The organism is Glycocaulis abyssi, assembly GCF_041429775.1.
Taxonomy (GTDB): Bacteria; Pseudomonadota; Alphaproteobacteria; order Caulobacterales; family Maricaulaceae; genus Glycocaulis; species Glycocaulis abyssi.
The window spans coordinates 1,157,086-1,175,977 of the sequence record NZ_CP163421.1 but is presented as its reverse complement, the minus strand read 5'-3'; the positions used below and the strand labels follow the sequence as shown (position 1 = coordinate 1,175,977).

At 63.5% G+C, this 18,892-nt stretch carries 17 protein-coding genes; 12 read left to right on the top strand and 5 right to left on the bottom strand.

The window, feature by feature from the left end:
* Positions 1 to 43: 43 nt before the first annotated feature.
* From AB6B38_RS05785 to AB6B38_RS05770, 4 genes are all read left to right on the top strand, one after another.
* Entirely contained in the window at positions 44 to 1,525 is a 1,482-nt protein-coding gene (locus AB6B38_RS05785) for a lysozyme (protein ID WP_371394828.1), read from the top strand.
* Between the two features lie 48 nt (positions 1,526 to 1,573).
* The gene (locus tag AB6B38_RS05780) at positions 1,574 to 2,746 is read left to right on the top strand and encodes an isovaleryl-CoA dehydrogenase (RefSeq protein WP_371394827.1); all 1,173 of its coding nucleotides are present in this window, start codon (positions 1,574 to 1,576) and stop codon (positions 2,744 to 2,746) included.
* Between the two features lie 527 nt (positions 2,747 to 3,273).
* Positions 3,274 to 3,720, top strand: coding sequence for an AbrB/MazE/SpoVT family DNA-binding domain-containing protein (locus tag AB6B38_RS05775; protein WP_371394826.1), 447 nt, complete (start codon positions 3,274 to 3,276; stop codon positions 3,718 to 3,720).
* On the top strand, positions 3,707 to 4,099 hold the full coding sequence (locus AB6B38_RS05770) for a type II toxin-antitoxin system VapC family toxin (protein WP_371394825.1): 393 nt from the start codon (positions 3,707 to 3,709) through the stop codon (positions 4,097 to 4,099). The genes AB6B38_RS05775 and AB6B38_RS05770 overlap by 14 nt, the downstream gene beginning before the upstream one ends.
* 3 nt (positions 4,100 to 4,102) lie before the next feature.
* Here the strand turns inward: AB6B38_RS05770 and AB6B38_RS05765 are convergent, their stop codons facing one another.
* From AB6B38_RS05765 to AB6B38_RS05745, 5 genes are all read right to left on the bottom strand, one after another.
* Positions 4,103 to 5,836: a patatin-like phospholipase family protein gene (locus AB6B38_RS05765; RefSeq protein ID WP_371394824.1), complete on the bottom strand. Its 1,734-nt coding sequence runs from the start codon at positions 5,834 to 5,836 to the stop codon at positions 4,103 to 4,105.
* A gap of 457 nt (positions 5,837 to 6,293) precedes the next feature.
* Entirely contained in the window at positions 6,294 to 8,141 is a 1,848-nt protein-coding gene (locus tag AB6B38_RS05760; RefSeq protein WP_371394823.1) for a DUF885 family protein, read from the bottom strand.
* Positions 8,142 to 8,167: 26 nt separating this feature from the next.
* Positions 8,168 to 9,007, bottom strand: a complete 840-nt coding sequence (locus AB6B38_RS05755) for an enoyl-CoA hydratase-related protein (RefSeq protein WP_371394822.1) — start codon at positions 9,005 to 9,007, stop codon at positions 8,168 to 8,170.
* Positions 9,008 to 9,084: 77 nt separating this feature from the next.
* Positions 9,085 to 9,600 carry a hypothetical protein gene (locus tag AB6B38_RS05750; RefSeq protein WP_371394821.1) on the bottom strand — a complete coding sequence of 172 codons (516 nt, stop codon included), beginning with the start codon at positions 9,598 to 9,600 and terminating at the stop codon, positions 9,085 to 9,087.
* A gap of 133 nt (positions 9,601 to 9,733) precedes the next feature.
* The gene (locus AB6B38_RS05745) at positions 9,734 to 10,537 is read right to left on the bottom strand and encodes a DUF5694 domain-containing protein (RefSeq protein ID WP_371394820.1); all 804 of its coding nucleotides are present in this window, start codon (positions 10,535 to 10,537) and stop codon (positions 9,734 to 9,736) included.
* Between the two features lie 170 nt (positions 10,538 to 10,707).
* Here AB6B38_RS05745 and AB6B38_RS05740 point away from each other — a divergent pair, with 170 nt between their 5' ends.
* From AB6B38_RS05740 to AB6B38_RS05705, 8 genes are all read left to right on the top strand, one after another.
* Complete coding sequence (locus AB6B38_RS05740) at positions 10,708 to 12,315, top strand: carboxyl transferase domain-containing protein (RefSeq protein ID WP_371394819.1); 1,608 nt, start codon at positions 10,708 to 10,710, stop codon at positions 12,313 to 12,315.
* A 242-nt stretch (positions 12,316 to 12,557) separates the two neighbouring features.
* Positions 12,558 to 13,253 carry a hypothetical protein gene (locus AB6B38_RS05735; RefSeq protein ID WP_371394818.1) on the top strand — a complete coding sequence of 232 codons (696 nt, stop codon included), beginning with the start codon at positions 12,558 to 12,560 and terminating at the stop codon, positions 13,251 to 13,253.
* A 75-nt stretch (positions 13,254 to 13,328) separates the two neighbouring features.
* Positions 13,329 to 13,910, top strand: a complete 582-nt coding sequence (locus AB6B38_RS05730; RefSeq protein ID WP_371394817.1) for an NAD(P)H-dependent oxidoreductase — start codon at positions 13,329 to 13,331, stop codon at positions 13,908 to 13,910.
* 95 nt (positions 13,911 to 14,005) lie between these two features.
* Positions 14,006 to 14,323: a hypothetical protein gene (locus AB6B38_RS05725; RefSeq protein WP_371394816.1), complete on the top strand. Its 318-nt coding sequence runs from the start codon at positions 14,006 to 14,008 to the stop codon at positions 14,321 to 14,323.
* 137 nt (positions 14,324 to 14,460) lie between these two features.
* Entirely contained in the window at positions 14,461 to 14,820 is a 360-nt protein-coding gene (locus AB6B38_RS05720) for a hypothetical protein (RefSeq protein ID WP_371394815.1), read from the top strand.
* 175 nt (positions 14,821 to 14,995) lie between these two features.
* On the top strand, positions 14,996 to 15,790 hold the full coding sequence (locus AB6B38_RS05715) for an enoyl-CoA hydratase-related protein (RefSeq protein WP_371394814.1): 795 nt from the start codon (positions 14,996 to 14,998) through the stop codon (positions 15,788 to 15,790).
* Between the two features lie 20 nt (positions 15,791 to 15,810).
* Positions 15,811 to 16,680, top strand: a complete 870-nt coding sequence (locus tag AB6B38_RS05710; protein WP_371394813.1) for a DUF817 domain-containing protein — start codon at positions 15,811 to 15,813, stop codon at positions 16,678 to 16,680.
* 49 nt (positions 16,681 to 16,729) lie between these two features.
* The gene (locus tag AB6B38_RS05705) at positions 16,730 to 18,706 is read left to right on the top strand and encodes a biotin carboxylase N-terminal domain-containing protein (protein WP_371394812.1); all 1,977 of its coding nucleotides are present in this window, start codon (positions 16,730 to 16,732) and stop codon (positions 18,704 to 18,706) included.
* Positions 18,707 to 18,892: the final 186 nt, after the last annotated feature.

Below are 18,892 nucleotides of genomic sequence, written 5' to 3'. Positions count from 1 at the left end.
ATACCGGAAGAGCCCCTGACGGGCGTTTCGGAACGGGACACTTATGAAGCCGCGCTTGAAATCCAGCCGCGCCGCGCGCGAACTCATCAAGACCCATGAACCCTTTCTGGGCGACGCGCTGCGCCGTGGGCGGCGCTGGGCGCTGGGCTACGGTCACACGGCAGCAGCCAAGGAAGGCGCACGCATCAGCCGTGAAGATGCCGAGCTGTTGCTTCTTTATGATGTGATCCAGGCCGAACAGGCCATCGATAAGGCCGTGGGCGAAGACCTGCCAGGGTCGGTGCGCGATGCGCTGGTATCGTTTGCCTGCTCCATTGGTCCGGGCGCGTTCAAGGTGTCGGACGTGGCCCGTCTTGCGCGCGATGGCCGCCATCTGGAGGCCGCTGCCGCGCTGGAAACCTGGGTGCGCGCCGAGGAAGATGGCCGTCTGGTCGTTTCTGAACGGTTGGTGCGCCGCCGCGCCGCTGAAAAGGCGCTCTATCTCAAAGGCGTGCAGGAGCAGGCGGAACCCGCCCCGGCACCCGAACCGGTGGCCGAACCTGCGCCCGAAGCTGCAGACCCCGCGCCGCGCATCGGCCCGCTGGTCGATCTGGAGCTGGAGTTCATCGATCCGCCAGAGCCGGGCGGCATGGTGCTCGAGGATGACACACCGGAGCCGGAGGCCGAGCCGCAACCGGAACCGGAGCCTGAGGCGGCCACCGAACCAGTGGAAGAGCAGCCTGCCAGCCCGTCACCTGCGCCTGAGAGCGGCCCGGCTGATGACCCGACCGGCAGCGTGATTGCGCGCATGAACGCGCAAATGGCTGAGACCATGGCCGTTGAGGCAGAACCGGCCGCCAGCGAGGACGCGCCTGTGGCGAGCGATGCCCGTCTGGGCTTCAGCTTCATGCAGCGCGCCGAGCCGGAAGCCCCTGCGCCAGCGCCCCAGCCCGCCGCCGAGCCGGAACAGCCGCGTTACAAGGTCGGCCCGGTACCGGTCTATGCGGCCGTCTCCTCGGTGACGATCACCCGCACCGATATCGCGGTCCCTGTCACGCCCCCGGCGCCGGAAGCTGCAAAGCCCGCTGCCATCAGCGCCGATTCGCCCGCCCCCAGCGCCGGCTTCTCCGGTGAGGTGCAGGCCGTGGGCCGCCCGGCCGACATGCCCGAAGAAGACGAGGCGGTTGATAATGACGAGATTCACCCCGGCGTGCTGATGGGTACGGCAGCTCCGGCGCCTGAACTGCCGCAGGCCGGGCCCGGCCCGGCTGCACCGGCCAAAGCGCCCGGCAATGGCACCTGGCTGTTTGTGGCCAATCTGGCTGTCGGTGTGGCGATGACGGGCTTTGGCCTGTGGACGATTATCGAGCGCGGCACCGACCCGGAGGTTGTCGATTTCGGCCTTCTGGGCCCGGTCGCGGCGGCGATGGGCATTGCTCTGACGATCACCTCGGCCTGGATACTCCTTACCCGCACGCGCCAGCCCAAAGCGGTCGCCGAAAGCGCCGGTACGGCGAACGAAGCCACTCCGCCGGAAGGCGAGTAAAGGCAGTCCACGCTTGACCGTAATGGCGGGCGTGGTATCCCGCCTGCCATGATATCGAACCAATACCCGACGCTGGAATTCCCCCTGGGGGAGACCGCAGAGATGCTGCGCGACACCGTGCGCAGCTTTGCTTCCGACAATATCGCGCCTTTGGCCGCCGAGATCGATGTGAAGGACGAGTTCCCGCATCACCTCTGGCGCGGGATGGGCGAGCTGGGCCTTCTGGGCATCACGGTCGGCGAGGAATATGGCGGATCGGGCCTAGGCTATCTCGAACACGTGATCGCGATGGAGGAAATCTCCCGCGCCTCGGCGTCGGTGGGTCTCTCCTACGGCGCGCACTCAAACCTCTGCGTCAACCAGATCAAGCTCAATGGTAATGACGCGCAGCGGGAGAAATACCTGCCCAAACTCGTCTCCGGCGAGCATGTCGGCGCGCTCGCCATGAGCGAGCCGGGCGCAGGTTCTGACGTTGTTTCCATGCGCCTGAAAGCTGAAAAGAAGGGCGATCGCTACGTCCTCAATGGCTCGAAAATGTGGATCACCAACGGGCCGAGCGCCGATGTACTGGTGGTCTATGCCAAGACCGATCCCGAAGGCGGCTCCAAGGGCATCACCGCCTTCCTGATCGAGAAGGACATGAAGGGTTTCTCCGTCGCCCAGAAGCTCGACAAGCTGGGCATGCGCGGCTCTGAAACCGGCGAGCTGGTCTTCGATAATTGCGAAGTGCCCGAAGAGAATGTGCTTGGCGGCGTGGGCCAGGGTGTGCGCGTGCTGATGAGCGGGCTCGACTATGAGCGCGCCGTGCTGTCGGCTGGCCCTGTCGGCATCATGCAGGCGTGCATGGATGTGGTCATGCCCTACATCCATGAGCGCAAGCAGTTCGGCAAATCCATTGGCGAGTTCCAGCTGGTGCAGGGCAAGATCGCCGACATGTACACGCGCATGAACGCCAGCCGCGCCTATGTGTACGCCGTGGCGCAAGCCTGTGATGCGGGCAAGACGACGCGCAAGGACGCCGCAGGCGCGATCCTCTTTGCTGCTGAGGCCGCCACGCAATGCGCGCTCGATGCCATCCAGATCCTCGGCGGGAATGGCTATATCAACGAATACCCGACCGGGCGTTTGCTGCGCGATGCCAAGCTCTATGAGATCGGGGCAGGCACCAGCGAAATCCGCCGCTGGCTGATCGGCCGGGAACTGTTCGGCGAGAGCGCGTAAGACGCGATTTCGTGTCCCCTCTCGTCGTTCCCGCGCAGGCGGGAACCCAGAGCCGCATGCATAGTCTTCGCTCTATGATCTCTGGACCCCCACCTTCGTTGGGGTGACGAAGAGGTGTGAAGAGTCTGGGGCCCCGCTTCCCCGTTTTCACGAGGACAGGCGGGGGCGGGGACCCCGGTTGTTTATACCACTCGCCTCTCAACCGGGTTCCCCGGCTTGACCGGGGATCCATCTTCATTATGACGCTCAGCCTATCCATGCGTCGCTGCGGGCAGGCAGTTGCAGAGCGAAAAACACTGGGTTCCAGATAAGCGCTAAAGCGCTTTCTGGAATGACGAAGGAAATGGGCATTTCCCTTTTCTTCGTTCCTGCTTTCGTGGGGGTGACGAGAGGGATGGCGAGGTGGGTAACGGCTGGAGTTTACCCCGGTGAAACGCCGGGATTGGATATTTTACGCTATTATCAAATAAAATTGACAAAAATTATTATTTGCGTCAATATCTCCAGCAAACCTGATGGAGAGTGTCATGGTGCATCAGACAGTGCAGGACTTGAGAGCCTCTGTGGCTCATCTGCCCACAAAGTCGGCGCGGATACGTGCGCTGGCCAAGCAGGGCCTGAAGCGCGCCGATATCGCCCGCGCGCTGGATATCCGCTATCAGCACGTGCGCAATGTCCTCGTGGCGGATGAGGAGAAGGCCGGCGCGGTGCCAACGCAACCCGGTAGTGTGACAGTTTCCGTTGATAGTGCCGGGCGGGTGTTGATACCGGCGGCGTTCCGCGAATGGTTCGGCCTGCAGGAGGGGAGCAAGCTGGTGCTCAATGCCGGAGCAGACGGGCTGGAGCTGTTGCCGCCCTCGCGCGCAGCGGACAAGGCACGCGCGCTTCTAAGGCCATTTCTGGAGCCCGGCCTCAGCCTGTCTGATGAACTGATCGCGGACCGCCGCGCGGAGGCGGCGCGTGAAGACGGGTGAGGGCGCAGTTCTTGATGCGTCCGCCCTGCTGGCCGTGCTGCTCGGCGAGCCGGGCGCCGCGCATGTCGAGCGCTATTTGCCGGGCGCGGTCATCTCGGCAGTCAATCTGAGCGAAGTGGCGGGCAAGCTGATGGAAAAGGGTGCGCCGCAGGACGCCGTCGAGGCGGCCATCGCGTCCATCGGGCTGGTGGTTATCGATTTTGACGAGGCGCAGGCCATGGCAGCGGCGTCGCTGAGGCCGCGCACGCGCGCGCTCGGCCTGTCTCTGGGTGACCGCGCCTGTCTTGCCCTTGGCGAAACGCGTGGCGGCAAGGTTGTGACCTGTGATACGGCGTGGTCGGCGGTTGATACGTCTGCAGACATCGTACAGGCGCGCTAACCCCTACTTCCCCGGTTTCAACCGCGCCATAAGCCGGTGATCGGCGCTGTTGAGCATGGCTATCGTGCTTTCATAGCCCGCCACGATGGCGTTGTCGTATCGGCGCCATTCGCGCAGATCCATCTCGATTTCGGGCAGGACCAGCATGTCTGCGGCCTCGCGCGTTTCGGCGTGCTCGTCCAGCGTGGCGGCGGTGGCCGCGCGCATCAGCAGCGAGGCGATGGGCGGGGGATCAGAGAGGCCATGGCGCAGCACCCAGCCGAAAAAGCCCGGCGGATTGATGAAATCCTGCGGGTTGATTGCCTTGTTGCGGGTCACGTCCACGCCGATATTCGCGCCGCGATGGCTGGATTTGAGTTCCTTGATGGGGAAGTTATTGAACACCGCCCCGTCCACCAGCACGTTCTCGCCATCGATCACAGGCGGCAGCAGGCCCGGAATGGCCAGAGACGCGCGCAAGGCATCGCGCAGGCGGCCCGTGCGGTGGATGCGCACCGCGCCATCGGTGAGGTTGGAGGAGACGCAGAAGAAGGGGCGCTGCAGATCGGCAATGTCGATATCGCCGAAATGTTCGGCCAGGCGCTTTTCCACCTCCTTGCCGCGCACAAGGCTGACCACGGGCAGCGTCCAGTCGCCAAGCGGGCTGGATTCCACAAACGCCTTGCGGATGCGGGTATCGATCTCGTCATTGCTCCAGCCCATGGCGACGCCCGCCGCGATGATCGCGCCCATGGAGGTGCCAGCCAGGAAATCGAACTCGATGCCATGGTCACGAAAGGCGTGGATGGCCCCGATATGGGCATAGGCCCGGCTGCCGCCGCCAGACAGGACCAGCCCCACCGAGCATCCCGCCATGGTGCGCGCCAGATGGGCGACATCGCCGTCTTCAAACTGGCGCCAGTGGAAGCAGCGCGCGGCCTCGGCGGCGTCCATCCATTCCTGCGGCGTGGCGACGCTGCGGCTGCCGCCATGATGGAGCAGCACGACATCGATCAGGCGCAGTTTCGCAGCCGGTGAGGGGTCTTCGGGCAGGATGGGCAAAGAGGGCCGGGCATCGCCGCGCGCCAGGAGCCAGACGCGGTCTGCCCGGCCAATCGCCTGACGCGCCCAGGAGACGTCATTCAGGCGCGCGGTGAGAATGACGATATCGCCGGTGCGTTCGGCCTCGTCGAGCTTTGACGGCGCGACCAGTTCTCCTTCCTCGCCGATGATCGTGCATTTGCGCCCCAGCGCGGCAAGCGCGTCTTTCAGCTGGCGCGAGCGCAAGGTCAGATCAATGGTCGGTGAGGTGGAGACCAGCGCGAATACGCGCGGCTCGGCCTTGGAGCGCAGCGTGCCGCCGCGCAGGCGGAACAGCATCATGCGCGCCAGCTCGCGCATCAGGCTGGCATGGCGGCGGGTAAGCTTCTCGAACGCGGTCTTGGGCAGGCGGATCAGCTCGCTGTCCCTGAGGGCGTAGATGTTGGCCGAATGGGGCCGGTCCTCGACCAGTGCCATCTCGCCAATCGGCTCACCTGCGCGGATATGGCCGACCAGTTCGGGCAGCCCGTCCGCGCCGGTGCGAAAGGCCGCCAGCGCGCCGGAACGCACCAGATAGAAGGCATCGGCCGGCTCGCCCGCCTCGAACAGGGTCTGGCCGGCAGGCAGGCAGAACCATTCCACCTCGGCCTCCACAGCCTTCAGCGCGGCTTTCTCAAGCCGGTTCAGGAAGGGAAGAAAGCCAAGCTTCATGTCCATGGTGGTCGCGCCCCTGCCGGGTTGCGTAACGCGCTACCCGGTCATTCGTCCAGATACCGCCATGAGTCCGCGCCGTCGAACACCCGTCTTTGCGGGTGGCGCTCTCCGGCACCATACCCTCTGCGTTCGTCATTCCAGAAGCATCTGGAACCCAGACCGGTTCCTGCCGCTATAACGCTGGCCTTCAACACTTCGTCGTTCCCGCGGAGGCGGGAACCCAGAGCCATTGGCGCAGGGCATTGCTGGTCAAACTCTGGATGCCCGCCTGCGCGGGCATGACGATGGTGGGTGTCTCCCCCCGTTCACGGGGGGAGTGGCCTGAAAGGCCGAGGGGGGGATAGTCGAAACAGGCTCCCCCCTTCCGCCTTCTTCGAAGGCATCTCCCCTGTAAACGGGGGAGGACATCGGAGCGGGCCGGGCTCCCGTTCATCCCGGACGGACGAAGAGAGCGCGGTTCCTAGCCCGCCTGCACCTCGGCGATCCATTCATCGATCAGCTCCTCGAGCACCGCCAACGGCACGGCGCCATCGCGCAGGACCACTTCGTGGAACATGCGGATATCGAAATCATCGCCGAGCGCGGTTTCGGCCCGCTCACGCAATGCGAGGATTTCCAGCATGCCGATCATGTAGGCGGTCGCCTGGCCCGGCATGACGATATAGCGCTCGATCGCGTTGGTGGCGTCACCACGCGGATTGGGCGTGTTCTCGACCAGATACTCGATGGCCTGCTCGCGGGACCATTGCTTGTAGTGGAGCCCGGTATCGACGACGAGGCGGGCAGCGCGCCACAGCTCCATCGCGAGGCGGCCAAAGTTGGAGTAGGGGTCTTCATAGAAGCCCATTTCCAGCGGCAGATATTCGGTATAGAGGCCCCAGCCTTCGGTGTAGGCGGTATAGCCGCCAAACCGCCGGAAGGAGGGCACGTCCTCCAGATCGGTCATAATGGCGAGCTGCATATGGTGGCCGGGATTGCCCTCGTGATAGGCCAGCGCCTCCATCTGGTAGATCGGCATATCGGCCATATCGCGCAAGTTCGCGTAATAGATGCCGGGGCGTGAGCCGTCGGCTGCCGGGCGTGAATAGAATGCCTTGCCGGCAGAGGCTTCGCGGAAGGGCTCCACCCGGCGCACTTCCAGCTCGTGCTGGGGCAGGGTGATGAAGTATTCGGGCAGGCGCTCATTCATACGCTCGATGACGGCGGTTGCCTCATCGAGATAAGCCTGCCGCCCCTCATCGGTGTTGGGGTAGTAGAATTGCGGGTCTTCGCGCATGAAGGCGAAGAAGTCCTGCAAGCTGCCCTCAAATCCCACTTCCTCCATGATCGCTTCCATCTCGCGATGGATGCGCGCCACATTCTCCACGCCCAGATCGTGGATTTCCTGCGCGGTCAGGTCTGTGGTGGTGAAGTTGGCCAGACGGGCATTGTAGAATGCCTCGCCATCAGGCAGGCGCCATACGCCGTCACCGGCCGCTGCGCTCTCGCGCTGGGCCGCCATAACGCCGATCAGGCGCTCATAGGGCGCGGTCCAGCCCAGAAGGGCTTCGCGGCCTTCATTGAGCAGGCGCACGCGGTCTTCCGCGCTGATATCGATCTGGTTGATATTCCGCTCATAGCTTTCCCAGACGACATTATCGCCTTCGCCGTCGAACGGCGCGCCGGAGATCACGTTCTGCGCGGTCTCGATGATGTAGTCATACATCCAGCGCGGCGGCTGGATACCCATCTCGAAGCGGGCCTCGGCCTCGTCGATCAGCGTGTTCATCACCTCATCCACACTGCCTGCGCGGCTGACCCAGGCTTCGGCGGTCTCCAGCGAGTTGATGCGGTGAATGGTGGTCAGGAATACCGGGATGTTGGCATGCATGCCGCTCATCTGGTGGAAGACATAGCCGTGACGGCGGAAGGGATTGTTCGCCCGCGCGTTCTCCTGGCCGTATTCAAACAGCCGCCAGCTGAGCTGGGCTGAAGGATCCAGCGCGTCGAAGTCGAAATTCTCGCGCATATAGCGCAGATTGCCTTCGCCGATCTGGAAGCTCTCCTCGGCGAATTCATTGCTGAAATCGCCCCACAGCCCGTAGTCCTCGTCGATAATGCCGCGATAGGCTTTCATCAAAGGGCTGCGGTCGAGAGATTGCTGCTCGACCTGTTCAAACCAGGCGTTCAGGCGTTGGCTTTCGCTCTGCTCGGCTGCTGCGTCCTGCGTGGCCGTGCTGGCAAGGGCTGGCGCGGCCATCATCGGCGCAGCCAGAAGAAGGGCCGACAGGGCGGCGCCTGAAAGACGCTGGCGAAGGGTATTGGTCATGTTTGAACTCCCCGGTTCCTTGAAACTTACGTGTCCTGACCCAGCCTTTTGACCGGCGCGAGCGGCGTGAAATTGCCATCGCGCTTGTCTGACCGGGCAGCCATCGCCTCCACGATATCATGCGGATTCCAGATGGAAGCCTGCAGTGTCATCACATGTTCGAGACTGTCGGCCACCGAGTGGTCGCGCGAGTAGAGATGGGACTTCTTGATGCCCGCAATCGTCAGGGGCGGGCGGCTGGCAATGCGGGCCGCCACGGCATCTACATGCGCTTTCAGGGCCGCTGCGTCGGGCAGCACGCCATTGAGAAGGCCCAGCGCATACGCGCGTTCGGGGCTCAGTGTTTCGCCCGTATAGGCCAGCTCCAGTGCAATGCCCGACGGGATCAGGCGCGGCAGGCGCTGCAACGTGCCGACATCGGCCATCATGCCGATATTGGTCTCCTCGATGCGCAGCCAGGCATCGCTGGTACCATAGCGCAGATCACACGCCGTCACCATGTCCACCCCGCCGCCCACGCACGGCCCCTGCATGGCGGCGATGACCGGAAAGCGTGCACGCTCAAACGCCGTGAACGCATCCTGCAAGGACATGGCAGCGTCCATGAAGGCTTCGCGCGCGGCTGCCGTGTCGGTGGTCAGCGCGTTCGGGTCGGAGAACACCGATATGTCCATGCCCGCAGTGAAGACCGGGCCTTCAGCGTCCAGAATCAGGACGCGCGTTTCGCCCGCATCCGACAGGGTGTTCACCGCATCGGGCAGTTCGCGCCAGAAGGCGGGCGTCATCGTGTTGCGCTTGTCGGGGCGGTTCAGGGTCAGGCGGGCGATTGCGCCCTCTGATGACAGGGCAAAGCTGGAATAGGACATGGAGGGTCTCCCGGCCGGCAGGTGAGATGCCTACTCTAGACCGGGAGACCGGGCATGCCAGTGGTCAATGCGGTGATCTACTCGTCCTCATTGTCCTGGTCTTCGAGCAGCATGCCCCAGAGTCCGAAGAGATCCTCACCGAGCCATTGCGCCAGGGCGGTGTTGAACGCGTCACCGGTCAGGCCGGTAGGCACCATGGGCGAATAGAAAGCCCCCAGCGTGACCCACCCGCTAAAGGGTTCGTCCGAGTAATCGACCGCCACGCCGTCGACCTGCTGCAGCAATTCCACGGCAGCAAAGGCCGAGCAGCCATGATTTTCGCTGCCATATACCCGTACGCTCACCTGCACCATGGAGGTGGTGTCTTCGGATTCACGTTCAAAGCCGAGCCCGTGCGCATCCAGCGAGGCAACGACATTGCCGAATATCGGATCGGGATCGGCGATCTCGCACATTTCATCGGTATTGATCTCGATGCCCAGCGTCAGCCCGTCATAAATGGCATTCGCCGGGTGGTCCGTCTGGGCGTGGCTGGCTCCTGCGGTCAGCGCAGCGATGGCCAGGGTGGCAAGGCTGTTGTGTAAGACGTTCATAATTCCCTCCAGGATTGTGATGCTCCTGTCCTAAAGGTTGTGGGCGGCCGGTTTCAAGGGCAGGTGAGGCACCTGCTCCTGACGGGGAGGCCGGGCATGCCAGCGCGATATCAGTGCCGGTCGGGCTGGACGGCTATTGCAGATAGTCCAGCGGGTCGATCAGGGTAAATCCGGGCGCTCCCTCCAGATACTGGTCCAGCAGGTATTTGTGGCCTGAACCATAGACAACGAGCACCCGCTCGCCCGGCTGGGAGATCTGCGCGATGCGGGCGAAAATGACCATGTTGCGCCCCCACCAAGCGGCCATCTGGTGTGCGCCTACGGGATCATCGACCGTGCCGGCCTGTGCCAGTGTCAGATACATCTGGTGAAATCCCATCGCTTCGGGCGAATTGGCGTCGATCAGCCGCTCCCGGATAGTGCCATCGGCGTTCCGCGAGAAAAATGCTTCCACGTCGCCAATCGTCTGCTGGAAGCCTTCGAGCAGGTGAGTTTGTCCGGCGGCCTGCGCGGCGCCCATCATCGCCTGGAAGTCCATTCCGTTCTGATAGTCCACCGCCCATACCTGTTCATGGCCCATGCGCGCCGCCAGACGCAGGCCGATCTGGTCGCGTTCATTGACGGTCAGCTCGGCTTCACCTGCGCGCCAGGCCCGGTAGCGTTCGTTGATCCAGTCCTCGTGTTCCGGTTCCAGCTCCACGATGATGCGGTCTGGCTGGAATGCCTCGATGCGGTCCAGTATGTCAGCGATTTCCTGCTGGCGCTGCGGGGAGAGGAAGTCGTCCACCTCCGGGTTCACATAATCGCGGCCGCCCCCGTCAAAATGGAAGGTGCCCAATACCATGACCTGCGTGTCGCTGCCTGATGCAGCGGGCTGGGCGAGGGCAGATGTAGCGCCAACCAGCGCAGCGAGCATGCCAGTGAGGATTTTGAGCATGAGAGTAGACCTTTTGGTGAGCCATGTGCCTGACGCCCATGATGCAGCGCATTATCAGGCTGGATGCAAGCCTGGTGCATTTTCCTGTCCGCATGCCTCACATTGCTCTTTGCTGGCTTTACCGGCTAAGAGCAGCGCGTAGTGAGATTTGCCGCATCAGGAAGCCGTCCATGACCCAGCTCAACTCCAAGCTCGATCCCGCCTCCGACAGTTTCAAGGCCAATGCCGCACGCATGGACGAGCTGGTAGCCGAGCTGCAGGCGCGCACCGCTGAAGCGGCGCTGGGCGGGCCGGAGCGCGCACGCGAGAAGCATCTGGCGCGCGGCAAGCTGCTGCCCCGCGAGCGCGTGGAGCGCCTGCTGGACCCCGGCACGCCGTTTCTGGAGATCGGCGCGCTGGCGGCCAATGGCATGTATGAGGGCGATGTGCACGGCGCGGGCATGATTGCCGGCATTGGCCGGGTATCGGGCCGCGAGGTGATGATCGTGTGCAATGACGCCACGGTGAAGGGCGGGACGTATTACCCGCTGACCGTGAAGAAGCATCTGCGCGCGCAGGAGATTGCCCGCGAGAACCGGCTGCCGTGCGTCTATCTGGTGGACTCTGGCGGCGCGAACCTGCCCTTCCAGGCCGATGTCTTCCCTGACCGGGAGCATTTCGGCCGCATCTTCTTCAATCAGGCAAACCTCTCCTCTGAAGGCATTGCGCAAGTTGCCGTCGTGATGGGCTCATGCACGGCAGGCGGCGCCTATGTGCCCGCGATGAGCGATGAGACCGTCATCGTGAGGAAGCAGGGGACGATTTTCCTTGGCGGTCCGCCGCTGGTGAAGGCCGCAACCGGCGAGGTGATCTCGGCTGAAGACCTTGGCGGCGCGGATGTTCACGCCCGCCGCTCCGGCGTGGTCGATCACTATGCCGCCAATGATGACCATGCCCTGCAGACCGCGCGGCGCATCGTGGCGGGGCTCAACACGGTCAAGCGCGTGGACATGGATCTGGCCGAGCCGGAAGCCCCGGCCATCGATCCGGAAACGCTGAACGGGGTGATCCCGTCAGACGTGCGCACGCCCTATGATGTGCGCGAGGTGATCGCGCGGCTGGTGGACGGCTCGCGCTTTGACGAGTTCAAGGCGCTCTACGGGGAAACGCTGGTCACCGGTTTTGCGCGCGTGCACGGCATGCCGGTCGGCATCATCGCCAATAATGGCGTGATCTTCTCTGAAAGCGCGCTCAAAGGCGCGCATTTCATCGAGCTTTGCTGCCAGCGCGGCATCCCGCTCCTCTTCCTGCAGAACATTACCGGCTTCATGGTCGGCTCCAAGTACGAGGCGGGCGGCATCGCCAAGGACGGCGCCAAGCTCGTCACGGCTGTGTCCTGCGCGCGGGTGCCGAAAATCACCATCATCATTGGCGGCTCTTACGGCGCGGGCAATTACGGCATGTGCGGGCGCGCCTATGGGCCGCGCTTCCTCTTCATGTGGCCCAATGCCCGCATCTCGGTGATGGGCGGGGAGCAGGCCGCCAGCGTGCTCGCAACGGTAAAACGCGACGGGATGGAGGCACGCGGCGAGGAATGGAGCGCGGAAGATGAAGACGCCTTCAAGGCCCCGATCCGCGAGAAATATGAGGCCGAGGGCTCGCCCTATTACTCCACCGCAAGGTTGTGGGATGATGGCGTGATCGCACCCGCCCAGACCCGCGACGTGGTGGGCCTTGCGCTCTCTGCCTGCCTCAACGCGCCCATTGAGAAGACGCGGTTTGGCGTGTTCAGGATGTAGACATTCTCGCGTTTCACTGGCCCCCGCGTTTCACCGGCGTAAGCCGGTGCCCAGTCTTTTTCTGGATCCCCGGTCAAGCCGGGGAACCCGGACGTTCTGGCGCTTGGGTTAGAACCGCGGTCCCGGCCCCCGAGCCGGGACCCAGCCTTTCTTCCTCGCCCCATCCCTCCACCTCATTAAATCTTGGTAGGAATGAGTAAAATCCGCTTTCCCGCTGCGCGCGCCGGGATAATCATGCGGCCATGAAAAATGTCCTGCGCTGCTGCGTGATTCTCCCCGCCCTTCTATTGTCTGCCAGCCCTGCGCTGGCCGATGAGCCGCCCGCAGACCTGTTCCAGCGCGCTCTGGCCACCGCCCAGCTCCATAATGAGCGCGCAGGCGAGGTGTGCGGCTTTGCCTATGCGCCCAGCTGGGACGAGAATGGCGGCTTCCTCTACCGGCAGGAGGCGGAGGCCGCGAGCTGGGTGGATGCTGCCGCCCAGCCTGTCGAGCCGGAACTGGCCGAGCGTTTGCCGGACGATCCGCGCGAGATGATCCGGCCGTCGCCGGAGCGCCTTCTGGAGAGCGCTGACACGCCGCGCTTTGTGCGCTGGGAAGATGGGCTGGCCATCTACCAGTTCCAGCCGGTCAGGGTTCCGCTCGCGGGCGGCGGGTTCAGTTTTGACATCGCCGAAAATGTTGTCGCGGAGGTGGGCATTGATCCGGAGACCGCCATGGTGGCCTTCCGGGAGGTTACGGCTCCGTCGAGCTTCCGGCCCAATGCGGTCGTGCGCATTCGCGACTACCAGACACGGGTCAATTTCCGCCCCGCCTGGCCGGATGGCCCCGTCGTGGTGGCAGACAATCACTACGCTATTGTCGCTATTGCCATGCTGCAGACCCATAATCTGACCGGTTCGGCCAGTTATTCAGGCTTTAGCCGCTGCGAAGCAGGCTGAACCTTCCAAACTGCCGCATGGCGTTTGTGAGTGCCGCACGCTAATGTCCCCACTTCAGTTGTGGAGACTTCAAACATGGCGCGTTCCATCCTGCTGGTTAACGGACATCCAGACCCCTCAAAGGAGCGGTTCTGCCATGCCCTGTGCAATGCCTATCAGGAGGGTGCGCACGAGGGCGGCAATGCGGTGGCGCGGGTCGATATCGGCACGCTGGATTTCGGGTTTCTGGAGAATGCGCAAGCCTTCGTCACGCCGCCGCCGGTCGATATCGCTGCTGTTCAGGCCATGCTGGAGCGGGCCGATCACATGGTGCTGGTCCATCCGCTCTGGCTGGGCACGCTGCCTGCGCGCACCAAGGCATTTCTGGAGCATCTGGCCCGCAATGATTTCCTCGTGAAGACCGAGGTGAAGGGCGCGTGGCCGGCCAAGCGGATGCGCGGCAAGTCGGCGCGGATCGTGATGACGATGGGCATGCCGGGCTTTGCCTACAACATCTTCTACCGCGCCCATTCCCTCAAAGCGCTGGAGGCCGGCGTGTTCCAGATGGCGGGGTTCAAACCCGTCCAGCACACGATTTTCGGTGCCATTGATTTCAGCGCTGAAAACCGCAAGCGGATGCTGGACAAGATGCGCGCTCTGGGCCGCGCAGGGAAATAGGCGGCGGCGCGGGCGGCCAGCTTTTCCTTGCCAATCGCGTCCCGGCCCGGTTTTATGGATTAACCATATCCAAGCAAAGCCGGGGGGCAAATTTCATGGATGCACTTCAACCCGTACTCGATTTTTTCCGGCAGGGATTTAGCACGGTCAACGGGGTCCAGGGGCTTATCATCGCGCTGGTGGCGGCTTTCCTGCTGCCCTCCTGGGGGCGGCTGATCGTATTTGTTTTCGGGGCTACGCTGGTTCATCTGGTGGTCGATGCGCTACTGCCGGTATTGGCAAACAATGCGGCGTTGCGCCTGCCGGACGTGCTGGCCATGCCGTTCTGGCGGTATGTCGCGGTACTGCTGGCAGGGTATCTGATCGTCATCAGCCTGCTGGCACTGCTGAAGCGATTGCTCCTTAGACGGTAGGATTGCTGCGGGCGCAATATGTGTGCCGGGCGCTCAACCCGCCCGTGCAAGGTGCGTTTTTGTTTGCTTTTTGGTAAGAATTTGGCACGGTTCAAGGCGGGACTGCCCGTTCGGGCTGGCGATTGAGGGGAAATGCAATGGAAATTCTTGATACGGTATGGGGCTATCTGGAGCCTGTATGGGCGTGGTTGCGCGTCGGGCTGGACATTCACGGGCCGGGCAACTGGACCGAGCTTGGCATCCAGATGGGCGTGATTGCCGTCGTGATGGCGCTGATGATGCAGAGCTTTGGCGCAATCCTGATCTTCACCGTAGTGGGTGTCATCATCCATGTGGTGGTCGACCAGGTGCTGCCGATGGTGCGTGATGGCGCAGCCTTCTCGATGCCGCCGGTGGCCGATATGAGCTACTGGCAGTATGTCGCCTTTCTGGCGCTGGCCTATTTTGTCGGCCTGATCGTGCTCTTCCTTATCAAGAGCATCATCTTCCGCCGCTAGGTCATTGGTAAATTGACGGGCAGGGCGCTGATCGGGGGGTTGGCGCCTTTTTCCCGTGCTGACATGAAAAGCGCTCCGGTCATCTGACCGGGGCGCTTTGCTTTGGGCGCGTCACTGGCCTAATGATGGCGCAAAGCACGCGATTTACGCGCGCGCCGTAAAGGGAGCCTCCCCCATGAGCCAGAACGATGTCCTTCTGTCCGTCACGCCGGGCGGTACCGCGATTATCACGCTGAACCGGCCTGAGAAGCACAACGCCTTCAATGCCGATGTAATCGCCACCCTGTCGGACATGTTCGAGACGCTGCGCGCCAATACCGACGAGGTGCGCATGGTGGTCCTGCGCGGCGCCGGTCCCAGCTTCTCCGCCGGGGCGGACCTCGAATGGATGAAGGCGGCCGCCGACTGGACCCATGACGATAATGAGGAAGACGCGCTGGGCCTGGCGCGCATGCTGCGCCGCCTGCACGATCTGCCGCAGCTGACCGTGGCGCTGGTGCAGGGCGCGGCCATGGGCGGCGGGGCCGGGCTGGTGGCGGCCTGCGATGTCGCCATTGCGGTGAAAGACACCAAATTCCGCTTCTCCGAAGTGCGTCTCGGCCTGACCCCCGCCACTATCTCGCCGTTTGTGGTGCGCGCCATTGGCCCGCGCTGGGCCAAGGCCCTGTTTGCGACGGCAGAGGGCTTTGACGGCGAGTTCGCCCACAAAATCGGCCTTGCCCAGTATGTGGTGGACAGCGCCGATGACCTCGATGACGCGCTGGAAATGATCGCAAAGCTGGTCTTTGCCGCTGCGCCGGGCGCGGTTGCCGCCTCCAAGGCGCTGGTGGACGAGGTGACGGGGCAGGAGATTGACGACCGGCTCGGCAAGCACACCGCCAAGCTGATTGCCGACCGCCGCGTCAGCGAGGAGGGCCGCGAGGGCCTTGCCGCCTTCCTTGAAAAACGCAAACCGGGCTGGGTGAAGTAACGCGCCGCACCGGCCCCGCCATGCTTTCCTTACGCCAGCTTGAGGCTGCGTTTCATGCGCGCCGCGAAGCCTTGCGAGCCCGCCTCGTGCGCGGCCGCTGGAGCGGCTATGCCTTCGAGTTTCTGGCCTTTGGCATCAAGCAGGGCTGGGCCTGCCTGTTTGGCGCGCTGATGCTGGCACTGCTGCTGGCGACCTTCCTGTTCTATCCTGCCGATGCGCCGCTCGCCCGGTATGATTTTCTTACCCTTGCCGCTGTTCTCATCCAGATTGGCATGCTCGTCTTCGGGCTGGAGAACTGGGAGGAGGCGCGCGTCATCGCCGTCTTCCATCTGGTCGGCACGGTCATGGAAGTTTTCAAGGTCGCGATGGGGTCATGGATCTATCCCGAGGCGGGCGAGGCTGTGCTGGTCATCGCCGGCGTGCCGCTCTTCTCCGGCTTCATGTATGCGGCGGTCGGCAGCTATATTGCGCGGGTCTGGCGGCTGTTCGATTTCCGGTTTGACCGCTTCCCGCCTCTGTGGCTGCAGGGTCTTCTGGCTCTTGCCATTTACGTCAACTTCTTCACCCACCACTTCACCATCGACATTCGCCTTGGCCTCTTTGCGGCGAGCGCGCTCATCTACGGGCCGTGCGTGATCTGGTTCCGGCCAGACAGGGTGCATCGCTGCATGCCACTATTGCTGGCTGCGATTCTGACCGCGCTCTTTATCTGGTTTGCCGAGAATATCGGCACGTTCGCACGCGCCTGGGCCTATCCGGGGCAGGAGGCGGGCTGGCACATGGTTTCGCTCGCCAAGCTCGGCTCCTGGTATTTGCTGATGATTATCAGCTTCGTGCTGGTGGCGGCGGTCCACCGCGCCTCCGCTGCGCGCTTGCGTCCGCGCGTCTGATCGCCCACAACCCCGCAACAGACCTGATCAGAAAAATGAGGGCGCGCCCATGATAACCAAACTCCTCATCGCCAATCGCGGGGAAATCGCCTGCCGCGTCATCCGCTCGGCGCGCCAGATGGGCATTGCCACGGTCGCGGTCTATTCGGACGCAGACGCGCACGCCCCGCACGTTAAAATGGCTGATGAGGCGGTGCATATCGGGCCGTCGCCTGCGCGCGAGAGCTATCTGGTCGCGGAGCGGATCATCAAGGCGGCGAAAGACACGGGCGCGGACGCCATCCATCCCGGCTATGGCTTCCTGTCGGAGAATGCCGCCTTCGCCCGGACCTGCGCGAAGAACAAAATCATCTTTGTCGGCCCGAGCCCGGAAGCCATCGAGGCGATGGGCCTGAAAGACCGCGCCAAGGCGCTGATGGAAGAGGCCGGGGTGCCGGTTACGCCCGGCTATCACGGCGATAATCAGGACGCGGATTTCCTCAAGAAACAGGCTGACCAAATCGGCTATCCCGTCCTCATCAAGGCGGTGGCCGGTGGCGGCGGCAAGGGCATGCGCAAGGTGGAGAAATCGGCTGATTTCGCCGCCGCGCTGGAAAGCTGCAAACGTGAGGCCGCTTCCAGCTTTGGCGATGAAAACGTGCTGATCGAGAAATACATCACCAGCCCGCGCCATATCGAGGTGCAGGTGTTCGGCGATAGCCACGGCCAGGTGGTCCATCTGTTCGAGCGGGACTGTTCCCTCCAGCGCCGCCACCAGAAAGTGCTGGAAGAAGCGCCCGCCCCCGGCATGAGCGAAGAGGTGCGCGAGGCGATGTGTTCGGCGGCCGTGCGCGCCGCGCAGGCGGTCAATTATGCCGGTGCGGGGACGGTGGAGTTCATCGTCGATGGCTCCGGCGAACTGCGCGCGGACGGCTTCTACTTCATGGAAATGAATACCCGCCTGCAGGTGGAGCACCCCGTCACCGAGATGGTCACCGGGCTTGATCTGGTGCGCCTGCAGCTGGAGGTCGCCGCCGGTGGCCGGGTGCCGGCGCAGGACGAAATCGCGCTCTCCGGCCATGCCATCGAGGCACGGCTTTATGCCGAAGACCCGGTGACGGGCTTTCTGCCCTCCACCGGCGTGCTGGAACGCCTCGATCTGCCCGAGGGCCGTGAGGGCGTGCGCGTGGATTTAGGGGTGGAGCAGGGCGGCGAAGTCACCATGTTCTATGACCCGATGATCGCCAAGATCATCGCCCATGGCGGCGACCGGGAGGAAGCCATCGAGCGCCTTATCGACGCCATAGACAGCGATGTCGGCGTCTGGCCGGTGCGCACCAATGCAGGCTTCTTGCGCCGCGCGCTGGCCCATCCGGACTTCGCGGCGGGCGATGTCTATACCGGTTTTATCGAGGCTCATCTGGATGAGCTTGTGCCGCCGGGCCTGCCTGCGCTGCATTACGGTGTGGCGGCGCTGGTCCTCTCTGGCGAGGAGCGCGGCAGCGATCCGTGGGACACGCTCGCCGGTTTCCGCCTGAATGGCGCGCCGCGCGTGGAGTACGGCTTTGACGCGGGCGGTGAACGCCTGTCCGTGCGTCTGACCGAAGGCGGCGTCAGTGTGAACGGTGAACCTCTCCAGCTTTCCGATGTGCAGGGCTATCTGAGCGAGCAGGGCGGGGTGGTCGAGTTCGTCCACGAGGACGACACGCTGCTGGCCGGGGTGGAGCATCATCGCGACGGGCTTCTCATCACCCTGCAGGGTCAGGCCGTGCTGGTGCGCGATCACGATGCCGCCGTGGATGCCGATGCGCTGGCAGGCGGCGATGCCATCAAGGCACCGATGCCGGGCAAGATGCTGAGCCTCTCTGTGAAGCCGGGCGACGCCGTCACCAAGGGCCAGACGCTCGCCGTCATGGAAGCGATGAAGATGGAAATGGCACTCACCGCTCCGCGCGACGGCGTGGTGGATGCGGTCAACGCCGCCGAGGGCCAGCAGGTTAATGAAGGCGATGTGCTGGTCGCGCTGGCGGAAGATGGGGAGGGGTAGGGTTTTTTCCCTCATCACTCCCCTCATTCGTCATTCCAGAAAGCGCGTCAGCGCTTATCTGGAACCCAGTTGTTGTAAAAAGGCTGGGTTCCGGCTTGCGCCGGAATGACGACGTTGGGACGTATTTAGAAGTTCTGCAGTTCCGCCGCCGAGCCGGGCCCCATAGCCTTTCATTGTCCCAAAACT

Coding starts and splice junctions, on each gene's coding strand:
- AB6B38_RS05765 (WP_371394824.1), bottom strand. CDS start 5,836: ATGGACATGAAGCTTGGCTTTCTTCCCTTCCTGAACCGGCTTGAGAAA.
- AB6B38_RS05715 (WP_371394814.1), top strand. CDS start 14,996: ATGAGCCAGAACGATGTCCTTCTGTCCGTCACGCCGGGCGGTACCGCG.
- AB6B38_RS05710 (WP_371394813.1), top strand. CDS start 15,811: ATGCTTTCCTTACGCCAGCTTGAGGCTGCGTTTCATGCGCGCCGCGAA.
- AB6B38_RS05775 (WP_371394826.1), top strand. CDS start 3,274: ATGGTGCATCAGACAGTGCAGGACTTGAGAGCCTCTGTGGCTCATCTG.
- AB6B38_RS05730 (WP_371394817.1), top strand. CDS start 13,329: ATGGCGCGTTCCATCCTGCTGGTTAACGGACATCCAGACCCCTCAAAG.
- AB6B38_RS05760 (WP_371394823.1), bottom strand. CDS start 8,141: ATGACCAATACCCTTCGCCAGCGTCTTTCAGGCGCCGCCCTGTCGGCC.
- AB6B38_RS05725 (WP_371394816.1), top strand. CDS start 14,006: ATGGATGCACTTCAACCCGTACTCGATTTTTTCCGGCAGGGATTTAGC.
- AB6B38_RS05705 (WP_371394812.1), top strand. CDS start 16,730: ATGATAACCAAACTCCTCATCGCCAATCGCGGGGAAATCGCCTGCCGC.
- AB6B38_RS05720 (WP_371394815.1), top strand. CDS start 14,461: ATGGAAATTCTTGATACGGTATGGGGCTATCTGGAGCCTGTATGGGCG.
- AB6B38_RS05750 (WP_371394821.1), bottom strand. CDS start 9,600: ATGAACGTCTTACACAACAGCCTTGCCACCCTGGCCATCGCTGCGCTG.
- AB6B38_RS05755 (WP_371394822.1), bottom strand. CDS start 9,007: ATGTCCTATTCCAGCTTTGCCCTGTCATCAGAGGGCGCAATCGCCCGC.
- AB6B38_RS05740 (WP_371394819.1), top strand. CDS start 10,708: ATGACCCAGCTCAACTCCAAGCTCGATCCCGCCTCCGACAGTTTCAAG.
- AB6B38_RS05785 (WP_371394828.1), top strand. CDS start 44: ATGAAGCCGCGCTTGAAATCCAGCCGCGCCGCGCGCGAACTCATCAAG.
- AB6B38_RS05735 (WP_371394818.1), top strand. CDS start 12,558: ATGAAAAATGTCCTGCGCTGCTGCGTGATTCTCCCCGCCCTTCTATTG.
- AB6B38_RS05780 (WP_371394827.1), top strand. CDS start 1,574: ATGATATCGAACCAATACCCGACGCTGGAATTCCCCCTGGGGGAGACC.
- AB6B38_RS05745 (WP_371394820.1), bottom strand. CDS start 10,537: ATGCTCAAAATCCTCACTGGCATGCTCGCTGCGCTGGTTGGCGCTACA.